Source organism: Paraburkholderia phenazinium, from assembly GCF_900142845.1.
Classification (GTDB): Bacteria; Pseudomonadota; Gammaproteobacteria; order Burkholderiales; family Burkholderiaceae; genus Paraburkholderia; species Paraburkholderia phenazinium_A.
Map to the genome: position 1 here is coordinate 744,066 of NZ_FSRU01000003.1, position 26,262 is coordinate 770,327.

General features: G+C 58.0%; 12 protein-coding genes and 1 pseudogene. 4 read left to right on the forward strand and 9 right to left on the reverse strand.

What is annotated here, in order from left to right; all coding sequences use genetic code 11:
* Positions 1 to 132: 132 nt before the first annotated feature.
* Together BUS12_RS37025 and pyrC are read right to left on the reverse strand one after the other, a co-directional pair.
* The gene (locus BUS12_RS37025; protein ID WP_074302837.1) at positions 133 to 969 is read right to left on the reverse strand and encodes a DUF3025 domain-containing protein; all 837 of its coding nucleotides are present in this window, start codon (positions 967 to 969) and stop codon (positions 133 to 135) included.
* Positions 970 to 1,099: 130 nt separating this feature from the next.
* Entirely contained in the window at positions 1,100 to 2,161 is a 1,062-nt protein-coding gene (gene pyrC, locus BUS12_RS37030) for a dihydroorotase (protein ID WP_074302839.1), read from the reverse strand.
* A gap of 184 nt (positions 2,162 to 2,345) precedes the next feature.
* Here pyrC and BUS12_RS37035 point away from each other — a divergent pair, with 184 nt between their 5' ends.
* On the forward strand, positions 2,346 to 3,296 hold the full coding sequence (locus BUS12_RS37035) for a class II glutamine amidotransferase (protein ID WP_074302438.1): 951 nt from the start codon (positions 2,346 to 2,348) through the stop codon (positions 3,294 to 3,296).
* Positions 3,297 to 3,408: 112 nt separating this feature from the next.
* Here BUS12_RS37035 and BUS12_RS37040 read toward each other — a convergent pair whose 3' ends face one another.
* From BUS12_RS37040 to BUS12_RS37055, 5 genes and pseudogenes are all read right to left on the reverse strand, one after another.
* Positions 3,409 to 4,134, reverse strand: a complete 726-nt coding sequence (locus BUS12_RS37040; RefSeq protein WP_074302440.1) for an amino acid ABC transporter ATP-binding protein — start codon at positions 4,132 to 4,134, stop codon at positions 3,409 to 3,411.
* Positions 4,131 to 4,260: pseudogene (locus BUS12_RS38605) on the reverse strand (amino acid ABC transporter permease); the annotation flags it as partial. The pseudogene BUS12_RS38605 and the gene BUS12_RS37040, both read right to left, overlap by 4 nt.
* A gap of 62 nt (positions 4,261 to 4,322) precedes the next feature.
* Positions 4,323 to 5,216: a glutamate/aspartate ABC transporter substrate-binding protein gene (locus BUS12_RS37045; RefSeq protein WP_074302442.1), complete on the reverse strand. Its 894-nt coding sequence runs from the start codon at positions 5,214 to 5,216 to the stop codon at positions 4,323 to 4,325.
* A 284-nt stretch (positions 5,217 to 5,500) separates the two neighbouring features.
* Entirely contained in the window at positions 5,501 to 6,805 is a 1,305-nt protein-coding gene (locus BUS12_RS37050; protein WP_074302444.1) for a Glu/Leu/Phe/Val family dehydrogenase, read from the reverse strand.
* A gap of 227 nt (positions 6,806 to 7,032) precedes the next feature.
* Positions 7,033 to 7,989 carry a LysR family transcriptional regulator gene (locus BUS12_RS37055; RefSeq protein ID WP_074302446.1) on the reverse strand — a complete coding sequence of 319 codons (957 nt, stop codon included), beginning with the start codon at positions 7,987 to 7,989 and terminating at the stop codon, positions 7,033 to 7,035.
* Between the two features lie 199 nt (positions 7,990 to 8,188).
* Between BUS12_RS37055 and purB the strand changes: the two genes are divergently transcribed.
* Positions 8,189 to 9,577: an adenylosuccinate lyase gene (purB, locus tag BUS12_RS37060; RefSeq protein ID WP_074302448.1), complete on the forward strand. Its 1,389-nt coding sequence runs from the start codon at positions 8,189 to 8,191 to the stop codon at positions 9,575 to 9,577.
* A gap of 221 nt (positions 9,578 to 9,798) precedes the next feature.
* Here the strand turns inward: purB and BUS12_RS39565 are convergent, their stop codons facing one another.
* The gene (locus BUS12_RS39565) at positions 9,799 to 12,630 is read right to left on the reverse strand and encodes an RHS repeat domain-containing protein (protein ID WP_074302450.1); all 2,832 of its coding nucleotides are present in this window, start codon (positions 12,628 to 12,630) and stop codon (positions 9,799 to 9,801) included.
* A complete protein-coding gene (locus BUS12_RS37070) occupies positions 12,627 to 17,126 on the reverse strand; it encodes a SpvB/TcaC N-terminal domain-containing protein (protein WP_074302452.1) in 4,500 nt (1,499 codons plus the stop codon). The genes BUS12_RS39565 and BUS12_RS37070 overlap by 4 nt, the downstream gene beginning before the upstream one ends.
* Before the next feature lie 597 nt (positions 17,127 to 17,723).
* On the opposite strand from BUS12_RS37070, the gene BUS12_RS37075 reads away from it, so the two are divergent.
* Together BUS12_RS37075 and BUS12_RS37080 are read left to right on the forward strand one after the other, a co-directional pair.
* On the forward strand, positions 17,724 to 21,410 hold the full coding sequence (locus tag BUS12_RS37075; protein ID WP_074302454.1) for a Tc toxin subunit A: 3,687 nt from the start codon (positions 17,724 to 17,726) through the stop codon (positions 21,408 to 21,410).
* A 57-nt stretch (positions 21,411 to 21,467) separates the two neighbouring features.
* Entirely contained in the window at positions 21,468 to 26,087 is a 4,620-nt protein-coding gene (locus BUS12_RS37080; protein WP_074302456.1) for a Tc toxin subunit A-related protein, read from the forward strand.
* Positions 26,088 to 26,262 lie beyond the last annotated feature (175 nt).

Sequence of the window (26,262 nt, forward strand, 5' to 3'; positions counted from 1 at the left end):
TTTAACACCTGCTGACCGGGGCGGACGCGCGCAAGCGCCGAAATAGAAAGCTGGCGTGGCCTGACGGATGACTGCCGCGACGGCCGCCAAGCCGCAGCCCACCGCGCCCACCGCCCGCCGCCCGCCGCCGGTTCAGCGCGCCTGGCGACGTCCTGAGCGAAACACAGCGGGGTCGTCATAGAAGGCAGCGGCCCCGTTGGCGGGCCACCAGCCGGGGATGCCCAGCACCGGAAGCGGTGCAAACACGCGCGTCGTCAAATCCCGCGTGGATGAGAGCTCACGGCTGACCGCTTCGTCGAGCCAGGCATCGCGCTCCGCAACAGGCCACGAGAAGTACTCGACCGGGACGTCGACGATCCACGTATGTCCCGTGCACGCCTTGTACGGCGCGATCAGCTTTTCGAGCAGCGCGTGACCGAAGCAGCGCACCTCGCACCGTTCGCCCCACGCCGCGCGGTTGGCAACGCATAGCGTCACCCAGTCGAAGCCGCGTAACGCACGGCTGAGCGCAGGGTCGGCACACGCGAACAGCAGCGCGTTCTCATCGAACAGGGTCAAGGCGTCGCGCTCGCCGCCGCGCGTCGGACCGACACCCAGAGCATCGATGGCAGCCGACTGCCGCGCATTCAGCGCGGCCTTGATGCGCGGGAACGCAAACCAGACCGAGGCATTGAAGAAGTCGTGCAGGTTATGACGGGTGGGCACGCAACCGGTCGAGGCAATGTGAGCCTCATAGGCCGCGCCTGGCGGCAGATCATCCTGCGCGATGAAGGCAAGCCGCTGGCCGCGGCCGGTGGTCTGCCGCGACTGCTGGGCGTCGGCGTTCATTTCGGCAAGCAGCGCGGCGTAGCTGTTCAGCGCAGCTTGCTGCCAGCGGATGCCCCGCGCGCTGAACTGGGCGAACCACGGCAGCGACCAGTCGATGTCGGCAAAGCCCGGCTTGCCAACATGGGCAGCGCTGCTTGCCATAGCGCACCCTGTTGCCGCCAGCCCATGCGCAGCGAAGCCCAAGCCTCGGCCGTCGACGACCATCTCGTCCCGTGCGGCGCCCGCCGCGACCGCCCACATCACCGTATCTTGCCCGGCCACCTGCCCTACCTCAGACCAGCCGCCAGCCGATCGTCTCGCCACCGCGCAACGGCACGACCGGCGTATCGCCCACCGGCAGTTCGGCCGGCAGCGTCCACTGCTCGCGGCGCAGGGTGACCTGCTCGCCGCTACGTGGGAGACCGTAAAAGTCCGCGCCGAAGAAGCTTGCAAACCCCTCGAGCTTGTCCAGCGCACCGGCCTGGTCGAACGCTTCCGCGTACAGTTCGAGCGCATGCAGCGCCGTGTAGCAGCCCGCGCAACCGCACGCATGCTCCTTCAGCCCCTTCGGATGCGGCGCGCTGTCCGTGCCGAGGAAGAAGCGCGGATTGCCCGAAGTCGCCGCCTCGACCAGCGCCACGCGATGCGTCTCGCGCTTGAGTACCGGCAGACAGTAGTAGTGCGGACGAATGCCGCCCTGGAAAATCGCGTTGCGGTTATAGAGCAGATGGTGCGCGGTGATCGTCGCGCCGAGCAGCTCCGGCGCCACGCCGGCCTCGCGGATATAGTCCACCGCGTCTTTGGTCGTGATGTGCTCGAACACTACCTTCAGCGCCGGAAACGCGCGGCGCAGCGGCGTCATTACGCGGTCGATGAAGACCTTCTCGCGGTCGAACAGATCAATGGATGCATCCGTCACTTCACCGTGCACCAGCAGCGGCATGCCGGTTTCCTGCATGACTTCGAGCGTCTTCGCGCACTTCATGATGTCCGTGACGCCGGCGTCCGAATTCGTCGTGGCGCCCGCCGGATACAGCTTCACCCCATGCACGAAGCCGCTTTCGCGCGCGCGGCGCATCTCGTCGGGCGGTGTGTTGTCGGTGAGGTACAGCGTCATCAGCGGCTCGAACTTCACGCCCGCCGGGATCGCCGCGACGATGCGCTCGCGGTAAGCCTGCGCCATTGCCGTGGTCGTGACCGGCGGTTTCAGGTTCGGCATGATGATCGCGCGGCCGAACTGGCGCGCGGTGTCCGGCAGCACCGCCGCCAGCATGGCGCCGTCGCGCACGTGCAGATGCCAGTCGTCGGGACGGGCGAACGTCAGGGAATCGATCGAAGCAGTGGAAGCAGTCATGGCGTGAAGTTGACCGACCCGGCGCAGCAGCAGCGTTGACGTGAGCAAACCGCCACATTGCGGTCTATACATAGATCAATTTAGCTATTTGACGCGCCTGGCTCGGTGATATGCTTGGGAAATCATCATTGTAACGGGGTCAAGCCCAAACGGGCCGACCGTTAAGACGCTCCGCCTTAGCAACATGTGCCAACTTCTCGGAATGAACTGCGCCGCGCCGACGGACGTCACGTTCTCGTTCACCGGCTTTGCGGCGCGCGGCGGCGTCACCGATCACCATGCAGACGGCTGGGGCATCGCCTTCTTCGAAGACAAGGCCTGCCGCCTCTTCATCGACCATCAATCGTCCGCGACCTCCCCGATCGCCGAAATGGTCAAGCGCTACCCGATCAAGTCGAAGAACACGATCGCGCACATTCGCAAGGCGACGCAAGGGCATATCCAATTGGAGAACTGCCACCCGTTCATGCGCGAACTGTGGGGCCGTCACTGGATCTTCGCGCACAACGGCGACCTCAAGAACTATTCGCCGTTCCTGACCGGTGTCTACCAGCCGGTCGGCACCACCGACAGCGAACTCGCGTTCTGCGCCTTGCTGCAAGGTCTGCGTAAGGCCTTCCCGACCACCCAGCCGCCGCTCGACGAATTGTTCGCAGTACTCGGCACGCTCACGCGCGAGATCACGCAGTTCGGCGTGTTCAACTTTTTGATGTCCAACGGCCAGGCGCTGTTTGCGCATTGCTCGACCAACCTGCACTACATCGTGCGCCGCTGGCCGTTCTCGACCGCGCATCTGGTCGACGCGGACGTGTCGATCGATTTCGCCAAGTACACCACGCCGGAAGACCGCGTTGCGGTCATCGCCACCGCGCCGTTGACCGACAACGAAGTGTGGACCGCGTTCAAGCCCGGCGACCTGCTGATGTTCCAGCACGGCGAAGTGGTGGGCCGCGTGAATGTGCCGGTGCCGCCGTGCGTACTCGAGAAGCTGCGCAATCCGGCTACGGATGCTTCGGCTTCGGCGCCCGCGCCGGTCGCGGCATCCTCGACCACGGCGATTCGCAATCCGGCAGTGCGCGAGACCGCCACGCTCGATGTCGAAGCGGCAGACGACGCAGCCGCGTTCGAGTCCTGAGGCACACGGCGCCGTTTGACGGGTACGCTCGCTGCATGCGAAAACGCCGCTCCAGAGAGCGGCGTTTGCATGTTTGGCGAGCCTGTCGCGGCGGCGACCGCCGCAGCAAGCCTCAGTGCAAAATCTTCGCCAGAAAATCCTTGGCCCGATCCGACTTTGGATTAGCGAAGAAATCTTCCTTGCGGTCGTCCTCGACGATCAACCCTTTGTCCATGAAGATCACACGGTGCGCGACCTTCTTCGCGAAGCCCATTTCGTGCGTCACGCACATCATGGTCATGCCTTCCTGCGCCAGTTCGACCATCACGTCGAGCACTTCGTTGATCATCTCCGGGTCGAGCGCCGAGGTCGGTTCGTCGAACAGCATGGCGATCGGGTCCATCGAGAGCGCACGGGCAATCGCCACACGCTGCTGCTGACCGCCGGAGAGCTGTCCCGGAAACTTGTCCGCGTGAGCGCGCAGGCCGACGCGATCCAGCAGCTTCAGCGCCTTCGCCGTGGCTTCGTCTTTCGAGCGGCCGAGCACCTTGACCTGCGCGAGCGTCAGATTGTCCGTGATCGACAGATGCGGGAACAGTTCGAAATGCTGGAACACCATGCCGACTTTCGCGCGCAGCTTCGACAGGTTGGTCTTCTTGTCGCCGACCGATTGACCATCAATGGTGATCTCGCCTTTCTGAAACGGTTCGAGGCCGTTGACCGTCTTGATGAGCGTCGACTTGCCCGAGCCCGATGGGCCGCACACCACCACGACTTCACCCTTTTTGACTTCCGTCGTGCAGTCGGTCAGCACCTGGAACTGACCGTACCACTTCGACACGTTCTTGATAGAAATCATCTTGCAACCCTTTTCTGAAGACCTTTAACGAGGCCCGATGCGTTTCACACGGGCCACGAAATCACACGCGCCCGCGAACAGTACCATTTCGACATTCGTGCCGTCACGGCCGTCAATATTCGCGGCGGGTCCAAGCCGGGCAGCGCGGCGCCGGCCCGGCACCCAACCCCCGGCCAGGCAATGGTCGGCTAGTCGATCGGTTTGTCATTCGGGTTCTTGAAGAGCGCCTTGATGGCGTCATTTTCCGGGAAGTTCAGATTCAGGCCTTTGGGCGGAATCGGCGATTCGAACCACTTCTGGTAGATCTGATCGGCTTCGCCCGAGGTTTCAACCCGCGCGATTGCGCCGTCCACCACCTTCTTGAACGCCGGGTCGTTCTTACGCATCATGCAGCCGTACGCTTCTTCCGATTGCGGCGCTCCGACGATCACGAATTCGCCCGGATTGCCCCACTTCGCGCGCTCGCCGGCTAGCAGCGCGTCGTCCATCATGAACGCGGACGCGCGGCCGTTAGCGAGGGTCTGGAACGCCTCCCCGTGATCCTTCGCGCTGATGATGTTCATGCCCATGCCCTTGTTCTGGTTCATCTTGCGCAGGAGCCGCTCCGAGGTGGTGCCGGCCGTCGTCACCACCGTCTTGCCCTTGAGATCCGGCCAGCCTTTGATGCCCGAATCTCTCCGGGTCATCAGACGGGTTCCGATCACGAAGATCGTGTTCGAAAACGTGACCTGCTGCTCGCGTTCGATGTTGTTCGTGGTCGAACCGCATTCGAGATCCACGGTGCCGTTCTGCACGAGCGGGATGCGGTTTTGCGGCGTAACGGGCGTCAGCCTCACCTTCAGGTCAGGCATATTGAGCTTCTGCTTGACCGCATCCACGATCTTCAGCATGAACTCGTACGAGTAACCAATCAGGTTCTGCTGGTCGTCGTAGTACGAAAACGGAATCGACGATTCGCGATAGCCCAGAGAAATAACGCCCGTATCCTTGATCTTCTTTAGCGTACCGGCGTCCTGCGCCTGCGCGCCGCCGGCAAACAGCCCGAGCGTCGCGACCAGCAGCGCAGCTTTCCTGACCTTCATAGATGATCTCCTGTCGACCAGTTCGCCGCCCTGGTCCCATGCAAAGCGCGGCAACGAACCCATACCGGTTCAGCACTGTAATTAAATTGAAATCCTTGCTGCAAGCCTCATTGCCGACAGAGTACCTTGCCGGAGCCTTCGCGCACACCCATGTCCGCGCCCGCGTGCGATGCGCGCATAAAAAAACGGGCGACATCGAGAAGATGCCGCCCGTCGAGGAGACCCGCGGTCTGGTCGGACCGCGCTAACCACAAGGGAAACTGTAGGAAACTGAGACTACCCGATCACGGATACAGGCCGCGCAGTTCGCGCGCTTCGAGGATGCGCTTACAGGCGACGATAAACGCTGCCGTACGCACCGAGACCTTCTGTTCGCTCGACACTTGCCACACCGCGGCAAACGCTTCGCGCATCACGCGCTCGAGACGCTGGTTGATCTCGTCTTCGGTCCAGAAGAAGCTCGAGAAGTCCTGCACCCATTCGAAGTACGACACGGTCACGCCGCCCGCATTCGCCACCACGTCCGGGATCACGAGGATGCCCTTGTCGTGCAGGATGTCGTCCGCCGCGGTCGTAGTCGGGCCATTCGCGCCTTCGACGACGATCTTCGTCTTGATCTTGCCGGCGTTCTGCTCGGTGATCTGGTTTTCCAGTGCCGCCGGGATCAGGATGTCCGATTCGACCGTCCAGAAGTCTTCGGGCGCGATCGCGTCCGCTTCCGGGAAACCACCCACGCCACCGGTCTTCGCCACGTGCGCCAGCAGCGCCACCGCGTCGATGCCCGTCGATTTGAAAATCGTACCCGTGTGATCCTGCACCGCGACGACCTTCGAGCCGGCCTCCTGGAACAGGCGTGCCGCGATGCCGCCTACGTTACCGAAACCTTGCACGGCGATGCGTGCGCCTTCGATGTCGACACCAATGCGGCGCGCGGCTTCCGAGGCCACCACGAACACGCCACGGCCGGTGGCTTCGCGACGACCCAGCGAACCGCCGAGTGCGATCGGCTTACCCGTCACGACGCCCGTTGCCGTTTGGCCCTGGTTCATCGAGTACGTGTCCATCATCCACGCCATGATCTGCTCGTTCGTGTTCACGTCCGGCGCGGGAATGTCGGTGTTCGGTCCGATGATGATGCCGATTTCGCTGGTGTAGCGGCGCGTGACGCGCTCGAGCTCACCACGCGACAACGTACGCGGATCGACGCGGATGCCGCCCTTGGCGCCGCCGTACGGCACGTTCACGGCTGCGTTCTTGACCGACATCCATGCGGACAGCGCCATCACTTCCGACAGCGTCACGTCCTGGTGATAACGCACACCGCCCTTGCCCGGACCGCGCGACACGTTGTGCTGCACGCGATAGCCTTCGAAGTGAGCGACGGTGCCGTTGTCGAGTTCGATAGGTACATCGACGATCAGAATGCGCTTCGGACGCTTGAGAGTTTCGAGCCAGCGCGACAGCGAGCCGAGATACGGCGCGACGCGGTCGACCTGACGCAGATAGTTGCCCCAGGGGCCGAGGTTGTCGCTATTCAGATAGGACGGGACGGATTGCAACGGCGATGCGGACTGCGGTTGGGATGACATGAACGCTCCAAGCGTTTTGACCGAATGACGCCATTGTCGAAAAACGCTAATTTGAAATCCAATGCCGTTTGATCATCCCGTTATGTCTTTTGTGCATAACGTTAAAATTCCGCAAAAAGCTGTCGCTTAGGGCGCAACAATGCAGGCGGGTTGCGGGTGCTGCTGCGTTTGCTCCTGCGTATGCTCTTTAGCACCGCACCTGATGCAACGCGTGGCTTCCGGCGAGCTTACGCTGCGCCTTGAGCGAGCTCTCCGGTCACCGCATCCCAGAGCTGCCGCACCAGTACCTGACGCGGATCCTCACCCTGCGCCGCCAGCTTGTCGCGATACAGGCGGATCTCCATGGTCAGCGTGAACTGCCCTTCCGGCGTGCCGCGAACGGCGCGGTCGAGGCGGATCAGCTTGCCCTCCGCGACCGCATCTTCGACAGCGCTATGCGGCAGGAATGCAATGCCGTGTCCGGCCAGCGCCATGGCTTTAAGGCCTTCAGCCATGTCCGTTTCGTAGAGCTGGTCGAGATACAGCCGGCCGGGCGCGTTCGCGATGATCACCTCGGTCATGCGGCCCAGATACGCGTTCGGCGTGTATGACAGATACGGCGCCGGCGCGTCCGGCGTGCCCGGCAGCGTGTAGCGCGCGCGGCCCGCGCGGCCAGGTGCGGAGAACGGACTGATCGGTTCGATGCCGAGCGTCAGCATGTCGTAGCGGGCCGGGTCGAGCGCGACTGGGTGGCTCGGATGATGGTAGCCCATCACCAGATCGCAGCCGCCTTCGACCAGCGAGAGCACCGCGTCGTGCACGTTCAGCGCGCGCAGGCGGGTATGCACGGGCCCGAGCTGCGCCTCGATACGCTGCAGCCAGCGCGGGAAATACGTCAGCGAAAGCGTATGCGGCACCGCGAACTCGATGGTCGCGGCGGGGCTTGCCATGTGGCCGCGCAGCAACGTGCGCGCCTCGTGGAACTGCGAGAGCATCGCGAGCGCCTGCTCGTAGAAGATCTGACCCGCGGCCGTGAGGCGCGTCGGATAAACCGAACGGTCGATCAGTTCCGTGCCGAGCCACGCTTCCAGCGCCTGGATGCGGCGCGAAAACGCCGGTTGCGTAACGTGGCGCAGCTCAGCGGAACGGCTAAAGCTGCGGGTTTCCGCGAGCGAAACGAAGTCTTCGAGCCATTTCAGTTCCATGCGGACCCTGCGACGAGCGGGAAAGAAGAAGTCAGCATTCTAGCGGGGCACTGCCTGGGCGACGAGGTTAGCGACCTTCGCGGCCCACCCGACCGGTCCGCCCAGGCACCCAGTGGAATCAGGAGCCCGCGCCGCCCAGTGGTAAAATCGCGGATTCCCTCCGTTTCCGATCTGCTCACCGAGCTGTCACGCCCCCATCATGTCCGACACCCGCCCCGATACCCTGTTCGCGCTCACCGCGCTCTCCCCGCTCGACGGCCGCTATGCGTCGAAAACCGAAGCCCTGCGCGAATGGCTCTCGGAAGCCGCATTCATGCGTCATCGCGTGACGGTCGAAATCCATTGGCTGATCGCACTCTCGCACGCCGGCTTCGCCGAAGTGCCGCGCTTTTCCGAGGCATCCGAACAATTCCTGCTGCAACTGGCCGAGCGCTTCACCGCGCACGACGCCGCACGCATCAAGGAAATCGAGCGCGTCACGAACCACGACGTGAAGGCCGTCGAATACTGGCTCAAGGAATCGGTGAAGGGTCAGCCGGAACTGGAGCGTGCGAGCGAATTCATCCACTTCGCGTGCACCTCGGAAGACATCAACAACACGTCGCACGGCCTGATGCTGGCCGGCGCGCGCGAGCACGTCATCGTGCCGGCGCTGCGCTCGGTGCATGCGCGCCTCGTCTCCCTGGCCCACGCGCAGGCTGCGCAGCCGATGCTGTCGCGCACCCACGGCCAGCCGGCCAGCCCGACCACGCTAGGCAAGGAAATCGCCAACGTCGCGGCGCGTCTCGCGCGTGCGATCGAGCGGATCGAAAAGGTCGAACTGCTCGGCAAGATGAACGGCGCAGTCGGCAACTTCAACGCGCATCTGTCGGCGTATCCTGAGTTCGATTGGGAAGCGTTCTCGCGCGAAGTGGTCGAGAAGCGTCTGAAGCTCAAGTTCAACCCGTACACGATCCAGATCGAACCGCACGACTACATGGCGGAACTGTTCGATGCCGTCTCGCGCGCCAACACGATCCTGCTGGATCTCGACCGCGACGTGTGGGGCTACATCTCGCTCGGCTACTTCAAGCAGCGTCTGAAGGCCGGTGAAATCGGTTCGTCGACGATGCCGCACAAGGTCAATCCGATCGACTTCGAAAACTCCGAAGGCAACCTCGGCCTCGCGAATGCGACGCTGCGCCATCTGGCCGACAAGCTGCCGGTCTCGCGCTGGCAGCGCGATTTGACCGACTCGACGGTGCTGCGCAATATCGGCGTCGCGTTCGGCTATTCGCTGCTCTCGTACGACGCGCTGATCCGCGGTCTGGACAAGCTCGAAGTGAACCCGGCACGTCTGAACGAAGATCTGGACAACTGCTGGGAAGTGCTGGCCGAGCCGGTGCAAACCGTGATGCGCCGTTACGGCATCGAGAACCCGTATGAGCAGTTGAAGGAACTCACGCGCGGCAAGGGGATTACGCGCGAGGCGCTGCAGACTTTCATCGGCGGGTTGAATATTCCTGCGGATGCGAAGGAGCGCCTGCTGGCGATGACGCCGGCTTCGTATGTGGGCAAGGCGATTGAGTTGGCGAAGCGGATTGCCTGAGCGGTGACGCGTTAGCCGCTAGCTACGGCTGACAGACATGAAAATGGCGCTCCGCGGAGCGCCATTTTCTTTTACGACGTGCCCGGAACGACAGTTAGGGCTTAGGGAGCCGTCGAGGTCCGGTGAAGAGAATTTTCTTTCAGATCATCATTCGCTCCTGGGAATACCGCCCTCCCCTCCTTGCCGCGCAAAACGAGTGACCGGTGCGCGTTGTCGTAGATCTAACGACTACCGCCGTCATATCTCATTCCGAACTTAATCGCGATAGCCGCTGATCGCGGATTTATCGCTTCCGTAATGAACGATTTAATCGACACGTCCTTGAAATATCTTTTCAATAATTTAAACGTGACAAACTTACCCACCGCCTTCACATTAAACTGCCTGACCTGTTTATAGGATCCTGCCCGCTCCACTTCCGCCTCACTCATTCCAGCACGATACGCCTGAGTGTAGGGATGAGCCACAAGCCGATGAATAAAAATTTCCTTTGAATAATCATCATATATCGTCCCTACCACTCCAATTACCCGTTTATACCTGTCTTCTTTACGAAAATCCTTGTCTTCGCGTGGCATCAATACAAACGTGGAACTAGTCGCACGACTGTATGACTCGAACTCATCGTCACCCTCTTCTTCTGAGGCGGCAACATCCCTCATGAATCCTTCCGTTACCGATACGCCCAATTTAAAATTATGGATTGCTGACTTGCCACCTTCTGAAGGAACCCCGACAAGCGCACCGCTCATACCGGCATACTCTTGTCGATAAAACGCCAAGGTGTTGACAAGCTCGGAATGCGTAAACCCATACTTCAGATTTCCATCAACTTGCACGAGCTTATAGTCATTACTCGCTTTAAATTTATGCTTCCCAAAGTCGAATTTCTCCAATTTCACGGCGCCAGAAAGATCCGCCGAAATTAGTTGAACTTTTTCACGAAGGCCGACTTCGCGCCTGTACCTCCCCATCTTGATTTCATCATGATCGGCGCCCCTGCGATCCCGGTATGAAACAGGATTATTTTTCACCATGCAGTATATGTTCGGCCCGTCCACCATCCCCGCGGGATCCGGACTCATCCAGCGACATAGCCACGGTGCGTAGTAACGATAGCCGTAATAATATAGGCCGGCGCCATCCCGCTCCTTCCCGGAATAGCGGACCACTTTGTATTTCGCTTCGCTGTCGCTTTTGGCTGTCAACACCGCAGTACCCCCATACGGGTAATACTCTTCCTGCGTCAGGATATTGGCGCCGTTATCCAGCTCGAGCAGGCTGGAGCCAATGTGATCATCAAAACTATAACGGAGTTGATCGTTGGCAATCTCTTCGGGCTTGCCATTATCCCAATGCAAAACACGGATCCCCGCCCTTCCGGCGGCGGCAACGGTCATGACCTGCAACGCCTCGTTCACCGTAACGGCACCGTTGCTGTCAGTGCTGGTAGTCCGCAATTCAAGCCCTGGTAGATAAATTACGTCGTCGACCCGCCAGATGTTGGCCGCGACGTTAGTCTGCCTGCGAGTCTGCTTACGGACTCGAACGCTGCCTCGATATTGATAAATTTCCCGATCATTGGCATTCGCGGCGCCACCACGATCGAGCAGCGCGATTGACTGCAACTGGTTGCGAACATTCCAGATAAGTGGCGTGCCAGGCTGCATCTGCGTGACGTTGCCACAAGAATCAAAAAAACTATTGATGTTGCTCTGCGTGATACCGCCATTTAAATCCTGGGCCAAGGCGCGGTTAGAGTATGCGTCGACGAACAGCGTATTCGTATACGACGTATTTCCTGCAGCGTGGGTAATCTTGAAGAGATTGCCGCCCCTGTCATAGATGTAGTTCCGCGTGTAGTTGCGCACGTTCGCCGTGTCGACAGCCGCATCGGGCAACGACGGACCCTGCTGGCCGGCAGTGGTGTTCTCCCGTCCACTGGCGCTTAACAGTTGGTATAGCGCATCATATGTGTACGAGTTCTGCGCCGCGACCTCCTGATTCCTGAAATATCGAGTCGCTGCTGCCCCGTTACTGATGGATAGAATATTACCCACGGGGTCGTATTGATAACGCAAGTCCTGCAACTGAGTACTGCGTGATCCGCTAACCGGACGAGTAGTCGTGATGCCAAGCAGACGCTGGGTTTGCGGTTCGTATGCGTAGTCAGTCACCACGTCATTACCGGCCGTCTCCTGCAGCAGTTGGTCAGCGGCACTGTACGTGATTTCTTTCAGCAAGATCTGCTCGGCCGCCCCTGAAATCGTCAGGAAACTCTGGCACTGCGCGCCTGCCACGTCATAGGCGAAGCGCTGTTGATTGCCCTTCGCATCAATCTGCCTTGTCCGCGCACCGGTGGCGTCGTATTGGATAGCAGTGAAGTACGTTTCACCCGACATAGCGCTTTGCCAAACGTTTTCGTCATCGCCCTGCCAGTCGCTTTGTTGCTCGGCGTCAGTCAAAAACTGCTGTGCATCACCCGTTGGCGCGCCAAGCAGCGTAAAGCCCGGTGAACTGATCAAACCGGCTTCATCGTAGTGACGGACAAGCTGCCCGCACATATTGTTGCCCTGAGGATTTTGAGCGTTCCCGTTGTCACCATAAATAAGGCGTTCCGCCGCCCGCTCGTCTTCACCATCAACCCGTTCGAAAACGGCCACCGCACGGCCTAGCGTGTCGAATTCGAAGCGCCTTTGACTGCCGCGACCGTCTTTGCTCCACTTCAGGCGTCCTTCAGCGTCATACATCTTCACGCTCCAACCGGCATCGACGCTGTCGCTACGCAAGGTCTGTCCCGACAAAGACAGTTGCCCAAGGAGATTGGGTACCTGACTCGCGTCCGCTTGGCATAGCGTGAAAAGACGCGCATCCCATAGACTGCTTTGAAGGCCGTCGTCGCGTAAGACGGAATGGGTAATGAGTTCATCCAACGCCTGTTCGCCAGCCGTACGGTTATATCGGAGTACCCGAACAGGTTTGCCCCGGTTATCCACTACCCCGATCGAAGGTGTTCCACGGCAAAGCGATGACGTGTTATCGGCGAATTTCATGATTGATCCCGATGGAAATCGACACTGGCAAGCCTGGATTGTCGGGATGCGCTCACTTCGTCGAGCGTATCGTTCTCGTCCTCACTGACGACGAACCATGGGTAATAACTCTGCCGTCGCAAATAATCGAGTGCGGTAACGACCTGAATTTCTCGACCAATGGCATCGTAGTAGTGGGTGTCCGCATAGCCGTTCGTTCGCATTGCCATGTCGGCCACGTACTGCCAGTCGTCGATAAAATAGGGCTGATAGCTGCGGACCGGTTGCCCCTTGTTGTCGTATTCGATTCGCCCCGTTACAGCCCAGCGGGGATCGGTCGTCACTTCGACCGGTTGATCGTTACCGTCCACGACAAGCTCGCCATCGTTGCCACGTTGCCAGGCTGTACCCACCGCGACTTTTCGGCAGCTTTGCAGTTGTCGTCCGAAACCATCTGCATAAACGACGGTGACTTGAACCTGCTGTGCAGCGTCGTTGGGATAACGATCCGCGACCAGAACTGTGCTATTCACCGGCATCTTTACTGCAGTAGCTAGTACTTCGCGCACGGCCGTCGGTAGCTCCGGAAGATGCAGATTGCCCTTTAGCCATCTATGCCCGGCTGCACGAATATGGCCCCGCTCGGTAATGAATCGCGCTGCCAGCAGATGTCGCCAATATTCTTGGGCCTTCGATGCATCGTCGCTCAGTTTCTCTAGTGAGATCTGCCCCATCCAGCTGAATGAATCGTATGCGCAGATGCTCGCCACTTTCTGGATGGAGACTCCCGCGTTGTCGATGACCTGCGAGACCTTCAGGTCGAAAGGGACCGGATTGTCAGCCAGATTACCGAACCCCGCAGCCTGTGAATTTTCCGTGCCATAGACCGTTGTTGCCAGTGTCCGCCCCATGGCATCAATCTGCACTTCGTGAACGTTGGCGTTCATGTCGGTCATCCTGGTCGGCAGCAGAAACCGGTAGTCATATTCGAACGCGGTCTCATTGCCGAGCGCGTCCTGCACGGACGTCAGCGCACAATAGTGAGCGTCATAGCTCATCGTTGACGCACCCGTCAGCGACGTTTCCTGCTGCGTACCGGGGCGGTAAAAGGCGTCGCTACCGAGGTACGTGACAAAGTCGTGCTGGACACTCCATACGGGATTTTCCTTTGCCCCTGCTACAGGTAGCACAGTAGCCGTCGACACATACCCCGCAGAGGACAGCATTGAGGACAGCGTAGCCGAGTCCAGAATACCGTCGTAGGCGGCGAGGCAGGTGTCATTCAATTGCGCCGTTTCACTATGATCGACAAGTGCCAAAAGATCGGGCACCCCGCTCTCCGTTTGATAAGCCACGACATTCTGACCACCATACAAACGAGTCGCCGTATCGGCCAGCAAGCCACCACTGACGGTGAGATTTTCAAAATTCAATCCGCCCTTCGGTACCTGACTCGCCTCATACGTCAGCACGTTGCTGCGCTGCTGGTTCGGCAGCCCTAGCCGCCATCCCTGAAAATCGGTCAAGTGGTACACACTGGCACGCTGCTCTTTCAGGCGCAGTACCTGTTGTTGATCGTCGTACGAACTGTCCCAGCAGGTTGAGGGTAATGTATCCGGATAAGGCGATGTCTCCGCCTGAGCCCGACGTGGATAGTTGACACCTACACTCCAAAGTTGCGAGCCGAATTGATCAATCGTTAGCGCAACCTGCTGACTGACTTGCGGGTCAGTCGCGATGCGTTCATACGTATAGCGGATCTGTTCAAGCAAACTCGGCATAACAACCGGTGCCGAGCCCGATGCCGCAGGCTGAACCTGGCGCACCTGATACCGCGAAACGCTGACGCTATATGGCACGGAGGCCTTCTCATCGTCATCGAGTCCATACACCTCGCTACGCAGCGCAGATCCTTTGAGTGCGCGATATAGCCAGTAACGGGTGGTATCGTCCGGATCGGTCAAAGCGACGTCCTGCGAATCGAACCAGGTTAGGCGCGTTGGATTGACGGTATAGGCAGCATCATCCACATAAGGTTGCCCGTAAAGGTTTGTCTCATCCTCCTCGCGCCCCATGTGGTACCAGCTTCTGCTTTGCAGAGGCGGCGCAAAAGCAATCGCATCGCCCGTTGCTGAGGCATCCTGATTGGTATCCAGTGCCTCAACGTAACCAAACCCACGAAACTCCTGCTCGTGACCGTCATAGACCCCACAGCGATAGAGATAGCTCTGGCTAAGCACGTTGCCGGTAATCTCGTCGGTGGTCCTCACGGCTGACACCACGTGAACAGGAAAAGGCAACTCACAGACCGCCGAAGTGCGCTCCTTCTTCTCGTCGAGCCACTCCTGCGCCGAGCTGCGGTAGGTCAGCGCTGTGTTCATCCCCATATTGTTGTTCAGGCCATCGAGCAAGTAAGGCTTTGCCGCGGTGAGAGTGCAATACCAGTGTTTCGTCGATAGATACGGCTGAGTCAGTACAAGGCTGGCCATCCCAAGTCCCTGTACGTCGGCAATGCTCAACTGGCATAGACGGTCAAAACGAATTCCAGTAGGCAGAGGCAAGTCATGTGGCCCTTCCAGCCCATTGCCGCTTTGATTGAACCAGATGTGAATGGCGTCGCTGTCGACATAAATCAGATCGGCCGCGCCGGAACCATCCAGGTCGGCCAGATAGACCCGCTCGGGATTGAAACTCACCTCTTCAAGGCTCAACGCTGCCAATTGAAAAGACGTGCCGAAAAGCCCGCGGCCGAGGTTCGGCCAGACCGTCACGCCGTCGTGCCGGATCCGCACGAGATGTTGCTGTCCCGATCCCAGCACGTCACTAAAGGCGATCATTTCGCGCTCATCCCTGCCGGCTATCGGTAGCGTGTCGTTTTGGCCGACGTCAACACCGGCCGCAAATCCGGTCCGGTGATTTGCGTACAACCGCACGCTCTTCGGACCGATCAGCGCCAGATCGACCACACCCGCCCCGACCAAGTTGACCAGCTTCGCTTGCGGATGAAAAAATTCAATGGGAAGTGCATCGAACGGGGTGAAACCCGACCACTTCCCATCTGGATTCAAGCTGAAAAAACCTGCAAGCCCCGGCTGCGTCACCAGCCAGTCCAGCTTGCCGTCCCCGTCGATGTCCATCAGCCCCATCTGCTGCGGTTGCATGGCTGGAATCGAGGGTAACGGCTGCCAGCTATCGTAGGCCACGTCGTCGCCGCCACTATCGGCACGCATCGGCGCGCGGTAGTACCACAGATTGCCGGAGCGGTAGAGGATGCCTGCAATGCCTTCACCATGCAGGTCCACGAGTTGGTAAGGCTGGCCGTCATTCAAGCCGGGGAAGGTATTAAATGCCTGCCATTGCGTGGCGTCCGGGGCAAATTCGAATGGGGTATAGGTGAATTCGCCCGGCGGCAGTTGCTGTACCGTTGCATCGGTTTCATACGCTAACTGTTGCGCGCCCAGCAGCCTACTGAGTACGGGATTCTCATCGTATTCGAGCAGCAGTCGCGCCACCAGCGTGTCAGGCTCGCCGAGTTCTTCCTGGAAATGGTGATACATCAGTACCTGTCGACACAACCGGCAATTGCGCACTTCAAAGCCAAAGTTGTAGTGCGAAAAAGCATCCTTGCGCGGCAGCCAGGCACTGTCCGAGACAGGTGTGTAAGGAGGCGCAATCTGCGAATCGACGCCGCGCTCCCCATAGTCGAATACGAGAGAGAACAACCAGTCCTGCTTGTCCGGGCCTGTTGCGCCAAAGAGAAACAGATCTGCCGACGGCGTTACGTTGCCGTAGCTCGCTTCCACGAGATGGCGGTTTGCCCCGCGTGCACGCTGCGCCTCGTTGCCTAACGTGTCGACACCCGAATCATCTTCGGCCCGATAGCGATAATAGATGTGCTGACCGTTGGGCGATACGGACTCTTCGGCCAGCCAGACCGCGATGTCGATAGTTGTTTCGGTCATATGGGCGATCCGCGCTGCCGTTGTCTTGCCCAGACAATGGAGTTGGCCATCCGAACCGTGAACGAGCCAGAAGTCATTTTCCGCGGTGGTACCGGTCCAGTGCTCAATACGATTGAAGCTGCCTTCGATGCGCGGGTAAAAGCGGGTTACCGTATACGTGTCTCCAAGGCTCGAAGAACCGTATGCTGACACCCCCTCTTTCGTGACGATCACGCCGTTCTCATCACGTTCGGGTTCCAGCACCTCACCATCAGGGCCGACGAACTGATCGTCGGCGGTGTATTGCGGCACACCTTGATTGGTGCGGCGGGCAATGGAAAACTGACTGAGCCCCCAGCCGACACCAAACGAACTGTTGCCGGCGCCGCTGCTATATCCCAACGACAGGGATGGCGCGTAACCCCGCCCTGCCGAAATCGGCAGTGGCAGACTCATTGACGCCATGCCAGTCGGTCCCACCTGCCCCAATGTTGCGCTGACGCCATGCATCGCACCACCGCCCTTCGGCAATGAAGGCTCTGTGATCGCCACTGACGACTGAGCAGAAGTTTTCATAAAGGTATCTCCTGGCGGCGGGCGGAATTGCCGGGGCCCTGCTGATCGGATACGCCGGCATGACTATTTATCTTCATCGGGCATATTCAATTCAAATAAAAGCGATATTTATTGCAGTCCAGCATATCGCGCCAGCGAAAATCCAGTCGATCACCCATAAAAAAATCTTCTGTCCCTGCAACCTTGAAGTTCAACATAAACAGCAATGAAATGTTCAACTTTCCGGCATCTCTACATGTAGATCATAACCACACTTTTTCCTTGCAACCGACACTTCAATGATCTAATGTCCGTCTAAAGTTTGACATCGATTTATCACAACCGGAGTGGAACTCTCGATAAGACGTGTTTCGAACTGGAATCGAAATTTCTTGCGGATAGCCTGCGAGATCCATACGCCATTCCCTTAAATTTATTTATCGAATTCGACATGAAAATCTCTCTTTTTAATTGAATATTTTTTCGCATTCTGCAAATCCTGTTCCGCATCTGTAATCAAAAATTCGCCGATTGCTTGATAGCACTCAGCGAGCATGCTTGCGCGATTACATCCGGATACGACCCTGGGCGAATCCGCTTCCTGAGCGAGGTCATTGAATGAATTCAAGCATCACCACTACGTCGAGCTTGAGCGTCAGTCCATGTATTCTGAATATCGAAACCAGATTAAATCTGCCCGGCGCGTTGAGCGGAGCCGGGTATCTCTCGGTCTTTGACGTTATCCGGCAATCCCAAAGCCAGTTCGTTCGTCGCAACAAGGGCCTGTTGAAAGAACAGAGTGAGCAGGCTTACTGCCTGGCGCTTGGACTGGCCAATCAGGTACGCCGCGCATTTCGTAAAAATCAGCTAACCGCCAGCGTACAGAAAGCCCTGCCCCGCACGCTAAGTGGACAACGCGCGGTCGCACCACTGGCGGGCGGCGCTCAACAGGGGTTAATGACAGGCGGTCCGAGTTGGCAAACGCAGTTTAGCGACGACTTGACGGCGTACTGCCAGAGCGGGGCTCCAGAGGCGGACGATTCTCCCGTCGCTTATCTCAGCTGGCTTTACGATCAGGCGCGCAGCTTTGAACAGAGTGCAAGCGAGGCCGGCCTGAACATCATTAAACTGGAGGACCGCCGCCCTGATTTACCTGAACTGATGGTGGACGATGAGGCCATCAATCAGGTTGTGCCCTCATTGCAACTGGTCAATCAGATTCTGGAAGCGGCGATTACGCCGAGCATTACGGGCTCAACTGTCGATGAAACGCTGGCAGTGACCCGCTATCCGTCGGTACTGCCCTATCACGCCCCGCATGATCAGGTTGAGCTCTCGCTGGACAATGCCGGGGTGCCGCTATGCGGGGTAATCGGGCAGACCGATATCAGCTGGCCATATTTTGTTTCGGCCACGCTGGGAGGAAACAATAGTGAGCAAGCCTGCGCACTGCGCAGCCAGTTGGCGCCCGAGCAGCAAACCATTCTCACCGAAGCGACCAATGCCCCGTCGAAGGCCTTTTATAAGGCGAACTTCGGCTATGACACCGACAGCTATACCCCGTTCGCGGATCCCGATCTGCTGGCCTATCAAGCGGGAATTACCATACCGCAGCTGGAACAGCTGATTGCCAGCAACTGCGGCGGCCCGGGAACGAGCGTGGTGGCATCACCGAATGTGCCTACCGTGAGTGCCGATGCCAGTCAGTACGGCGCGGTGTTCGTGAATTCCGGCAGTACCCCTGCGATAGATCTAGAAGTTGCGCGCCACGGCTATGTCGACGTTATCAGCGGCAACGACACGAACAGATTATTCCTTGCCACCAATGCGACGCCCACAGCGGGTCTCTATAACGCGGGGCTGACAACGTACATCCAGCCGAACAGCTATGCCTATTTCGACGGAAACAGCGACGTCGCGACCCTGATGCGAGGAGATAAAGATTTTACCCTGTCCTTTTGGTTATATCGACTAAGCCTCACCGACTACCAGATGCCTATTTTTAGCAATAGTGGGTCTTGCGCTCAGCTCAGCTATTCCCCCGGATTTAGCCTTAGCACCTACGGCGCCACCAGTGCTGCGACCGTGAATTTTATGATTTGTGACGACGCAGGACAACCTACTTCGAGTAATTGGAAGAATAACGTAGAGCTCAATCAATGGACCTATATAGCCATGGTCTGGACTGCCAGCACTAGAATTGCGGAAATTTATGTGATTAAGGATGGAAATTCTGCTGAAGGTGCGAACATCTCGGTCGATGCATCGAAGTTAGGAAGCATCCTCACCGCGGACAATTTCACCTGGGCGTTTAATGCCCTGGGCGATCTGAAGACGCCTGATTTTCCAAAAGAAGGTACCAGACTTTTTATTTACGACGAAATCGCTGTTTTCCCCGGATGCCTGACGGCCGATCAAATCAGTGATATTACTACATCAAATAAGCCGCTATCCGTTCTCATTGACTCGCCCGACATCACCAGTTCGCCCTGGATTCCGCCGTCACATTACTATCCTCTCGACAGCGGGCTGCGCAATCTCTCAGACCCGCACATGGATCGGATAAACCGCATGGTACGTCTGCAGCGTTGGCTGGGTTTGCCCTACGAGCAGGTCGATTTACTGCTCGGTGCCTGCATCCGTGCGCAGAATTCAAATAACACCGATTTTTCGTCCAATACACATGCCCTGCGAATGCTCGGCGTATTCCGTCAATTCCAGAAAAAATACCAGACTACGGCCTACGAGTTTGCTGCCATCATCAATCAGATTACCCCGTACGCCATCTCTCCCAACGTCCCGTTTTTCGATCAGGTGTTTAATTCGCCGTCCTTGTTCGAAACGCCCTTTGCGATAACCGACGAGAATTTCAGCTACCCACCGGACACGGCGGATGACGAAAGGATTGTGAAGCAGATTTGCGCCGGCCTGAAGATTTCCGAAGCGCAGTTTGGCGCGCTCGCCGGGCACGTCATGGCGAAGCAGGGCGATTCCACTGACAAGACCCTGAAATGTTCACTAGACGTGGTCTCGGCGTTCTACCGCCTCGCAATGCTGCCACGTTGGATGGGACTTTCCTTTGCCGAAGGTGTAGCGCTGTTCAGTCTGTTGGCCGATGGTCAGATGGTCTGGAATACGCTGGCCGGCGTGCCGCAACTGGCTTCGCTGGATGGCAGCCCTCCCCAGCCGAAAGACAGCGATATCCTCGACGTGCTAATGGCACTCGACAGCGCAGCCGACTGGGCAAAAAGTCACTCACAGTCCTGGATCAAAAACTATCTGATCTTACAGGACACACTGGAGCATCCCGTTCCGAACACCAACGTCCTGAATGTCGTCACCAGCATTAACCAGCAATTGCCCGCGGCGCTGCTGACTGAAGCGGATTTTGATGACTCAGGTGTACCGGCCGCCCCCGACACTGACGGCTGGATGGGCGCCCTGAGTACGCTGGTGGACATTGAGGGACTGGTGCAGCCGGTTGTCCCGGCCAGCGGGACCACGGTCTACGACACGCTGAACGCGTCCGTCACCGCAATCGTCGATACGATGACCTTTGACCCCTCCTGTACGCAAACCAGGGAGCAGATCGCCAACAGCGTCACCACCGTCATTTACCAGGCTCTCCTGACCCAAAACGGCATTGCCGACAGCGCGTTGGCCCAGTTGCTGGGCACCCCGCAATCGCTCTCGACTTTCCTGCTGCAATGGGCCACGGACAGTGAGTATCGTCTGCTGTCCGACACATTGAAGCTCAACGGCATCACAGCGCCTGCGGGCATCCCGGACGCCTATTTGCAAGCGCTGTATCAGCTTGGCCGGCGCGCTTCAGTGGTGACGCAGTACCATCTGACACCCGCCACGCTCAACTGCTTTCTTGCTCATCCAGACTGGTTTGGGGTCACCGATCCCGCCTTGACCCTAACGCTTTTATACCGCCTCAGTCGCTATGCCGACTGGCTGACGCTGTCAGGCAAGGAAGACGCGGTACTGGCCTACCTCAACTGGGTCAACGACGATACCTCTCCAAACCCGGACCCGGCCACGGCCGCGACCGCACTGGCCGATCTGCTCGACTGGGATAAGACTGAAGTGCAGGACGCCGCTGGCCAGTTCGGCACCGCTAGCCTGGCGCTCACGGTCCGCGACGTCGACGGCGTGATGCGCCTGCAGACGCTGTCCGAAGAGACCGGACTGTCGGTCAAACCGCTGCTCAGTATCGGCAAGCTGACGCTGAACTCCACCTATTCGGACTGGCAGGCAGCGGGAGAATCGCTGGTCGCCGCACAGAGTGCACAGCAGTGAAGGCCCGGCGCGGGAATACGCCCGCGCCGCATCACACCTGTTTTCATGAGGTTTCCCATGAGCACCGATATCGCTGCATCCCTGAACGAACATCAGCGCGACGCCTTGCTGGCCTATTATCTCGGTCAATATGTGCCGAATAGCAGCAATACTGATTTAACCACTCTGGTGCAAACACCGGAAGACGTGTACGAGTATCTGTTGATTGATCCGTTGGTCAGTAATGCCGTGCCCACCTCGCAGGTCGCGCAGGCCATGTCCAGTATTCAGCAATATATCAACGGTATTGCCCTGAATATGGAACCGGGCTATGACACCCGCTATCTGGATCCCGACGATCTGACCCAGTGGAAAGCGGGCGCGAGCCAGTATGACGTGTGGGGGGGAGAGGTAGAGCTTGATATTTATCCGGAAGACTATATCGATCCCACGTTGCGGCAAAGTAAAACCGAGTATTTTATCGAGCTGGAATCGTCACTCGATCAACATGCAATCAATAAGGACAACGCCCAGCAGGCGGTACTGGCCTACCTCAACGAATTTGAGCAGGTGGCCAACCTGGACGTGATCAGCGGCTATCTGGATGGAGATGATCAGACCAGCGACACCTACTATATGCTGGGCAGAACACGTGAAACGCCGTACCAGTACTACTGGCGTTCGTTCGACATGAGCTGGGATGTGGACAATGTGATGTCCACCAGCGCGTGGAGCCAGTGGTATGCGATGAATACCGCCATCAATGACGATGCGCTCATGGGGCTGCCGCGTCTGGCGTATTTCAACAACCGGCTGTACCTGTTCTGGTTTGAGAAAACACAGTCGGGGAAAGATGTGGATATCTCAGGCGCCAGCGGCGGTGCCGTCACCACCACCAGTACGTCCTATCAAACCATCAGCGCCTATTCATCATACTGCGATTTTAATAGAAAATGGAGCGCGCCAAATATTCTGGCAGCAATCAGCAATCAGCAGGAAATGCAGCTTGATTCACCTCCGAAATTCCCGCTAACCGACGTTAATCAGGTGGCGACCTACTGCGACGACCTGTTTAACGCCACCCCGGAATTCCTGTATACCGCTGCAGTCTATTACCTCGAAAACGATGATCTACTACTATCCTTATATTCCAGTGCATCACAAGCATTGGGCGAAACACGGTTATCCAGGCAAGAATCAACCCCACCATCTGGATTTTATGGATACTCAGATTTCACAGTTGAAATTGACTACTGGTTTAATACGTCCATAGTTCAATCAGCGTCTAACGATACACAAAATAATTCCCTAACCGATTACGCACTTCTACTAGATCATTTTTCCACGTCAACTGGACAAGAGCGCATTCAATCGGCTTATAAAATTCGCAATTTTGAGGTGACCACAGTCGGAGTTGTCACAGCTTCGCAAGATGATTTTTCAGGAAAAGCATCAAGCAACCTACCATCTTTAACGACCGAGAATTTCTCGATTATCAACAATCCCGATCAAACGTTGACGCTAACCGTCTACGTGCCTGAGAGCTTCGATACCGGAAAGTTTATCACTGCACAGATACCGGAAACTGATCTTGAAGGCGGTAGCAGCTACATTTCTGACGCTGGAGTATTGCATGGCACAATGACACTTAATGATAACGCAGCAACTCCTTCCAATTTAGAAATTACAGGAACAGATTTCTCGGGAACGTACGCGCAATTGCGGCTAGACACCACAACAGCCCCGCGAGAGATAACGTCGACAAATAACGGAGATGGAACCATCACAATCACCAACTCAGGGACATTTAGTGATTATAAATATGGCTTATCGATTTTCCCTATTTTTATTGACAGCGCAGACGTTTTCTACGTACAACCAGATAAGGCGATCACTTGCACACCAGTAAATACAGAATGGACATTCAGCATTAAAAGCGGCTCATGGGCTTCTGGAACAACCATTCTCAATGTCGGCCCACAATCAGGCTTCCAGCCAGATAGCCAATCCTTTACTGGCACGATCGTTATTGACAAACCTTCCGACAACTCCTTCGTAATCAGCATATCGTTTGGTTATTTTACCGATGATAATCGCGTTGTTTACGAAACTTACCCGGTAACACTCACCAACACCACCACCATTAAAAATACCCCTTACATTTCAACGTGTACTGACACCGCTTTAGGCACGGCACTGTATCTGGATTTCGCTGGTGATACGTTTGTTGATAGCAGCACCAAGATTGCCAGCATCCGTCTTAACACCCTGTTCGCCAAAACCCTCATTGGCCAGGCCAGTGTCAGTCTTGATAGTCTGCTGAACTGGAATACCCAGTTGACAATGGAACCTGGGTTGGGGTCCGGGTCCCCACCTCCCGTACCCATGGACTTCAACGGCGCCAACGGCATTTACTTCTGGGAACTGTTCTTCTATATGCCGCACCTGGTGGCCTATCGCCTCAACCAGGAACAACAGTACAGCGACGCCCAGAGCTGGTATCACTACATCTTTGACCCCGCGGCACGCGGACGTGAGAGCAGTAACGACGCCTACCCGGAGCCGGATTACTGGAGTGTGCGCCCGCTGGTTGAAACCCCGGCCGCCGGCGCCCAGGGCACCGTCAGCCAGCTCACCACCGACCCCGACGCGATCGCCTCCGCCGATCCGGTTCACTACCAGAAGGCCATTTTCATGGCCTACGTCAGCAACCTGATCGCATCAGCCGATGCCAGCTACCGGCTATTGACCAACGATGGGTTGAGCCTGGCCAAACTGGGCTACGCCCAGGCCAAAGACCTGCTTGGGCCGCGCCCCGACGTGCACATTTACAGCGACTGGACACCGCAGACGCTATCAGCGCTGGCTGACGGTATCTATCAGAATCCTGCGCTGCGGACTTTTGAACGAAGTAGTCCAACAGACCTGCCCCTGTTCCCCGGCCGTTACGCACTGACGCAAACCGTTGGCACAAATGTGGCCTTCATCGCCCCGCTCAATGCCCAGTTGCTGCAGTACTGGAACCTGATCGACTCGCGCCTGTACAACCTGCGCCACAACCTGAGCATTGACGGACTGCCGATTACCGTGCCGCTGTACGCGGCCCCGATCAACCCCTCGGTACTGATGGCGCAAAGCGTCCAGGGCGGCTCGCTGACCAGCGCTGCCAACGGGGTGGTCGCCACCATCCCGCCGTACCGCTTCCGGGCGATGTGGCAAAGCGCTAGCTCGGCCGTGGGCTTCCTCAGCCAGTTGGGACAGACGCTATTGGGCTATTGTGAACGCGGCGACGCGGCCGCCCTGCAAGAACTCGATCAGCAGCAGTTACTCACTATTTCGTCCTTTACCATCTCGCTGCAGCAAAACGCGATTGATGCCTTGGCCAAGGACTACGACGCGCTGACGACCAGCAACACTCTGACACAGGCCCGACGGGACTACTACCAATCGCTGTACAACAACGGGATCAGCGCACAGGAGCAGTCGGCGCTCGACACAATGGCGACTATGGCGGTCTTGCTGGATGCAGCGGCGGGCGTAGTCGTCGCAGGGTCTGCGATGAACTGTGCACCAAACATCTTTGGACTCGCCGACGGCGGGAGCGTTTGGGGAGCTGCGCTGCAAGGTGCGGCGAAGTCCTCCGAGGTGAGCGTCACTGCGTTGGGCGCCGACACTCAGAGAATACAGACCTCTGCGGAATACGACCGCCGCCAGGACGAATGGTCCTTCCAGGCAAGCCAGGCGCAGGACGAGATGGATATGATCAGCCAGCAACTTGAAGCGCTGAGTGTCCGTCAGCAGGGTGCGCAAACCGCGCTGGCCCAGGCGCAGGCGCAACAGGCGAACCTGCAGTCGACGCTCAACTTCCTGACCAGCCGCTTCACCCAGTCGTCGCTCTACAACTGGCTGACCGGCCAGTTGTCGTCGCTGTATTACCAGGCTTACGACGCCGTGTTGTCCTTGTGCCTGAGCACGCAAGCGTGCTGGCAGTATGAGATGGGCGATGTGACCACCCGGTTCATCCAGACCAATGCCTGGAACGACAGCTATCGCGGTTTCCTCGTGGGCGAGACCCTGCAACTGAATCTGCAACAGATGCAGTCCGCCTGGCTGTCGCGCAACGTACGCCGTCTGGAGCTGACGAAAACCATCGCACTCAAGCAGTTGATCAACGACGACACCACCTGGGGCAACTTCATCAGTAGCGGCAACGTGGATTTCACGCTCGACGAAGCGCTGTTCGATTCGGACTATCCCGGGCACTACCTGCGCCAGTTGAGTCTCGTAACAGTGACGCTGCCAACGTTGCTGGGCCCCTATCAGGACGTGCGCGTAACACTGACCCAGACCAGCAGCAGCATGCTGCTCAAGGCGGATATCGAAGGCGTGAAATATCTCCGAGATGCCACGACCGGGAACGCCAACAACCTCATGGTCAACCCGCGCGCCAACCAGCAGGTGGCTATCTCGTCGGGGCTCAACGACAGTGGGCTGTTTTCGCTGAGCTTTGGCGACGAACGCTATCTGCCGTTTGAAGGCACCGGGGCGGTGTCGAAATGGCATCTGAGTTTCCCGAACCCCACTTCGGACGAACAGACCGCGCTGCGGGCCTCGCTCAACGATGTGATTCTGCAGGTGCATTACACCGCCCTGTACGGGGGCGCCAGCTTTGAGAGCGCTGTCGCCGCTTTGACGTGATCCCGTCTATTGAATTGGCATTGGAGGCAGCCCTGAGGCGGCCTCCTGCCATACCATCCGACATGATTCTCGCCCTAGCCGTTTTCGCAATCCAGACGAAATAGATGACAAAGATGTCACCTTCACGTCATGGCGACAACGGCAACGAATCTTATACTGCACACGCAAATTGATT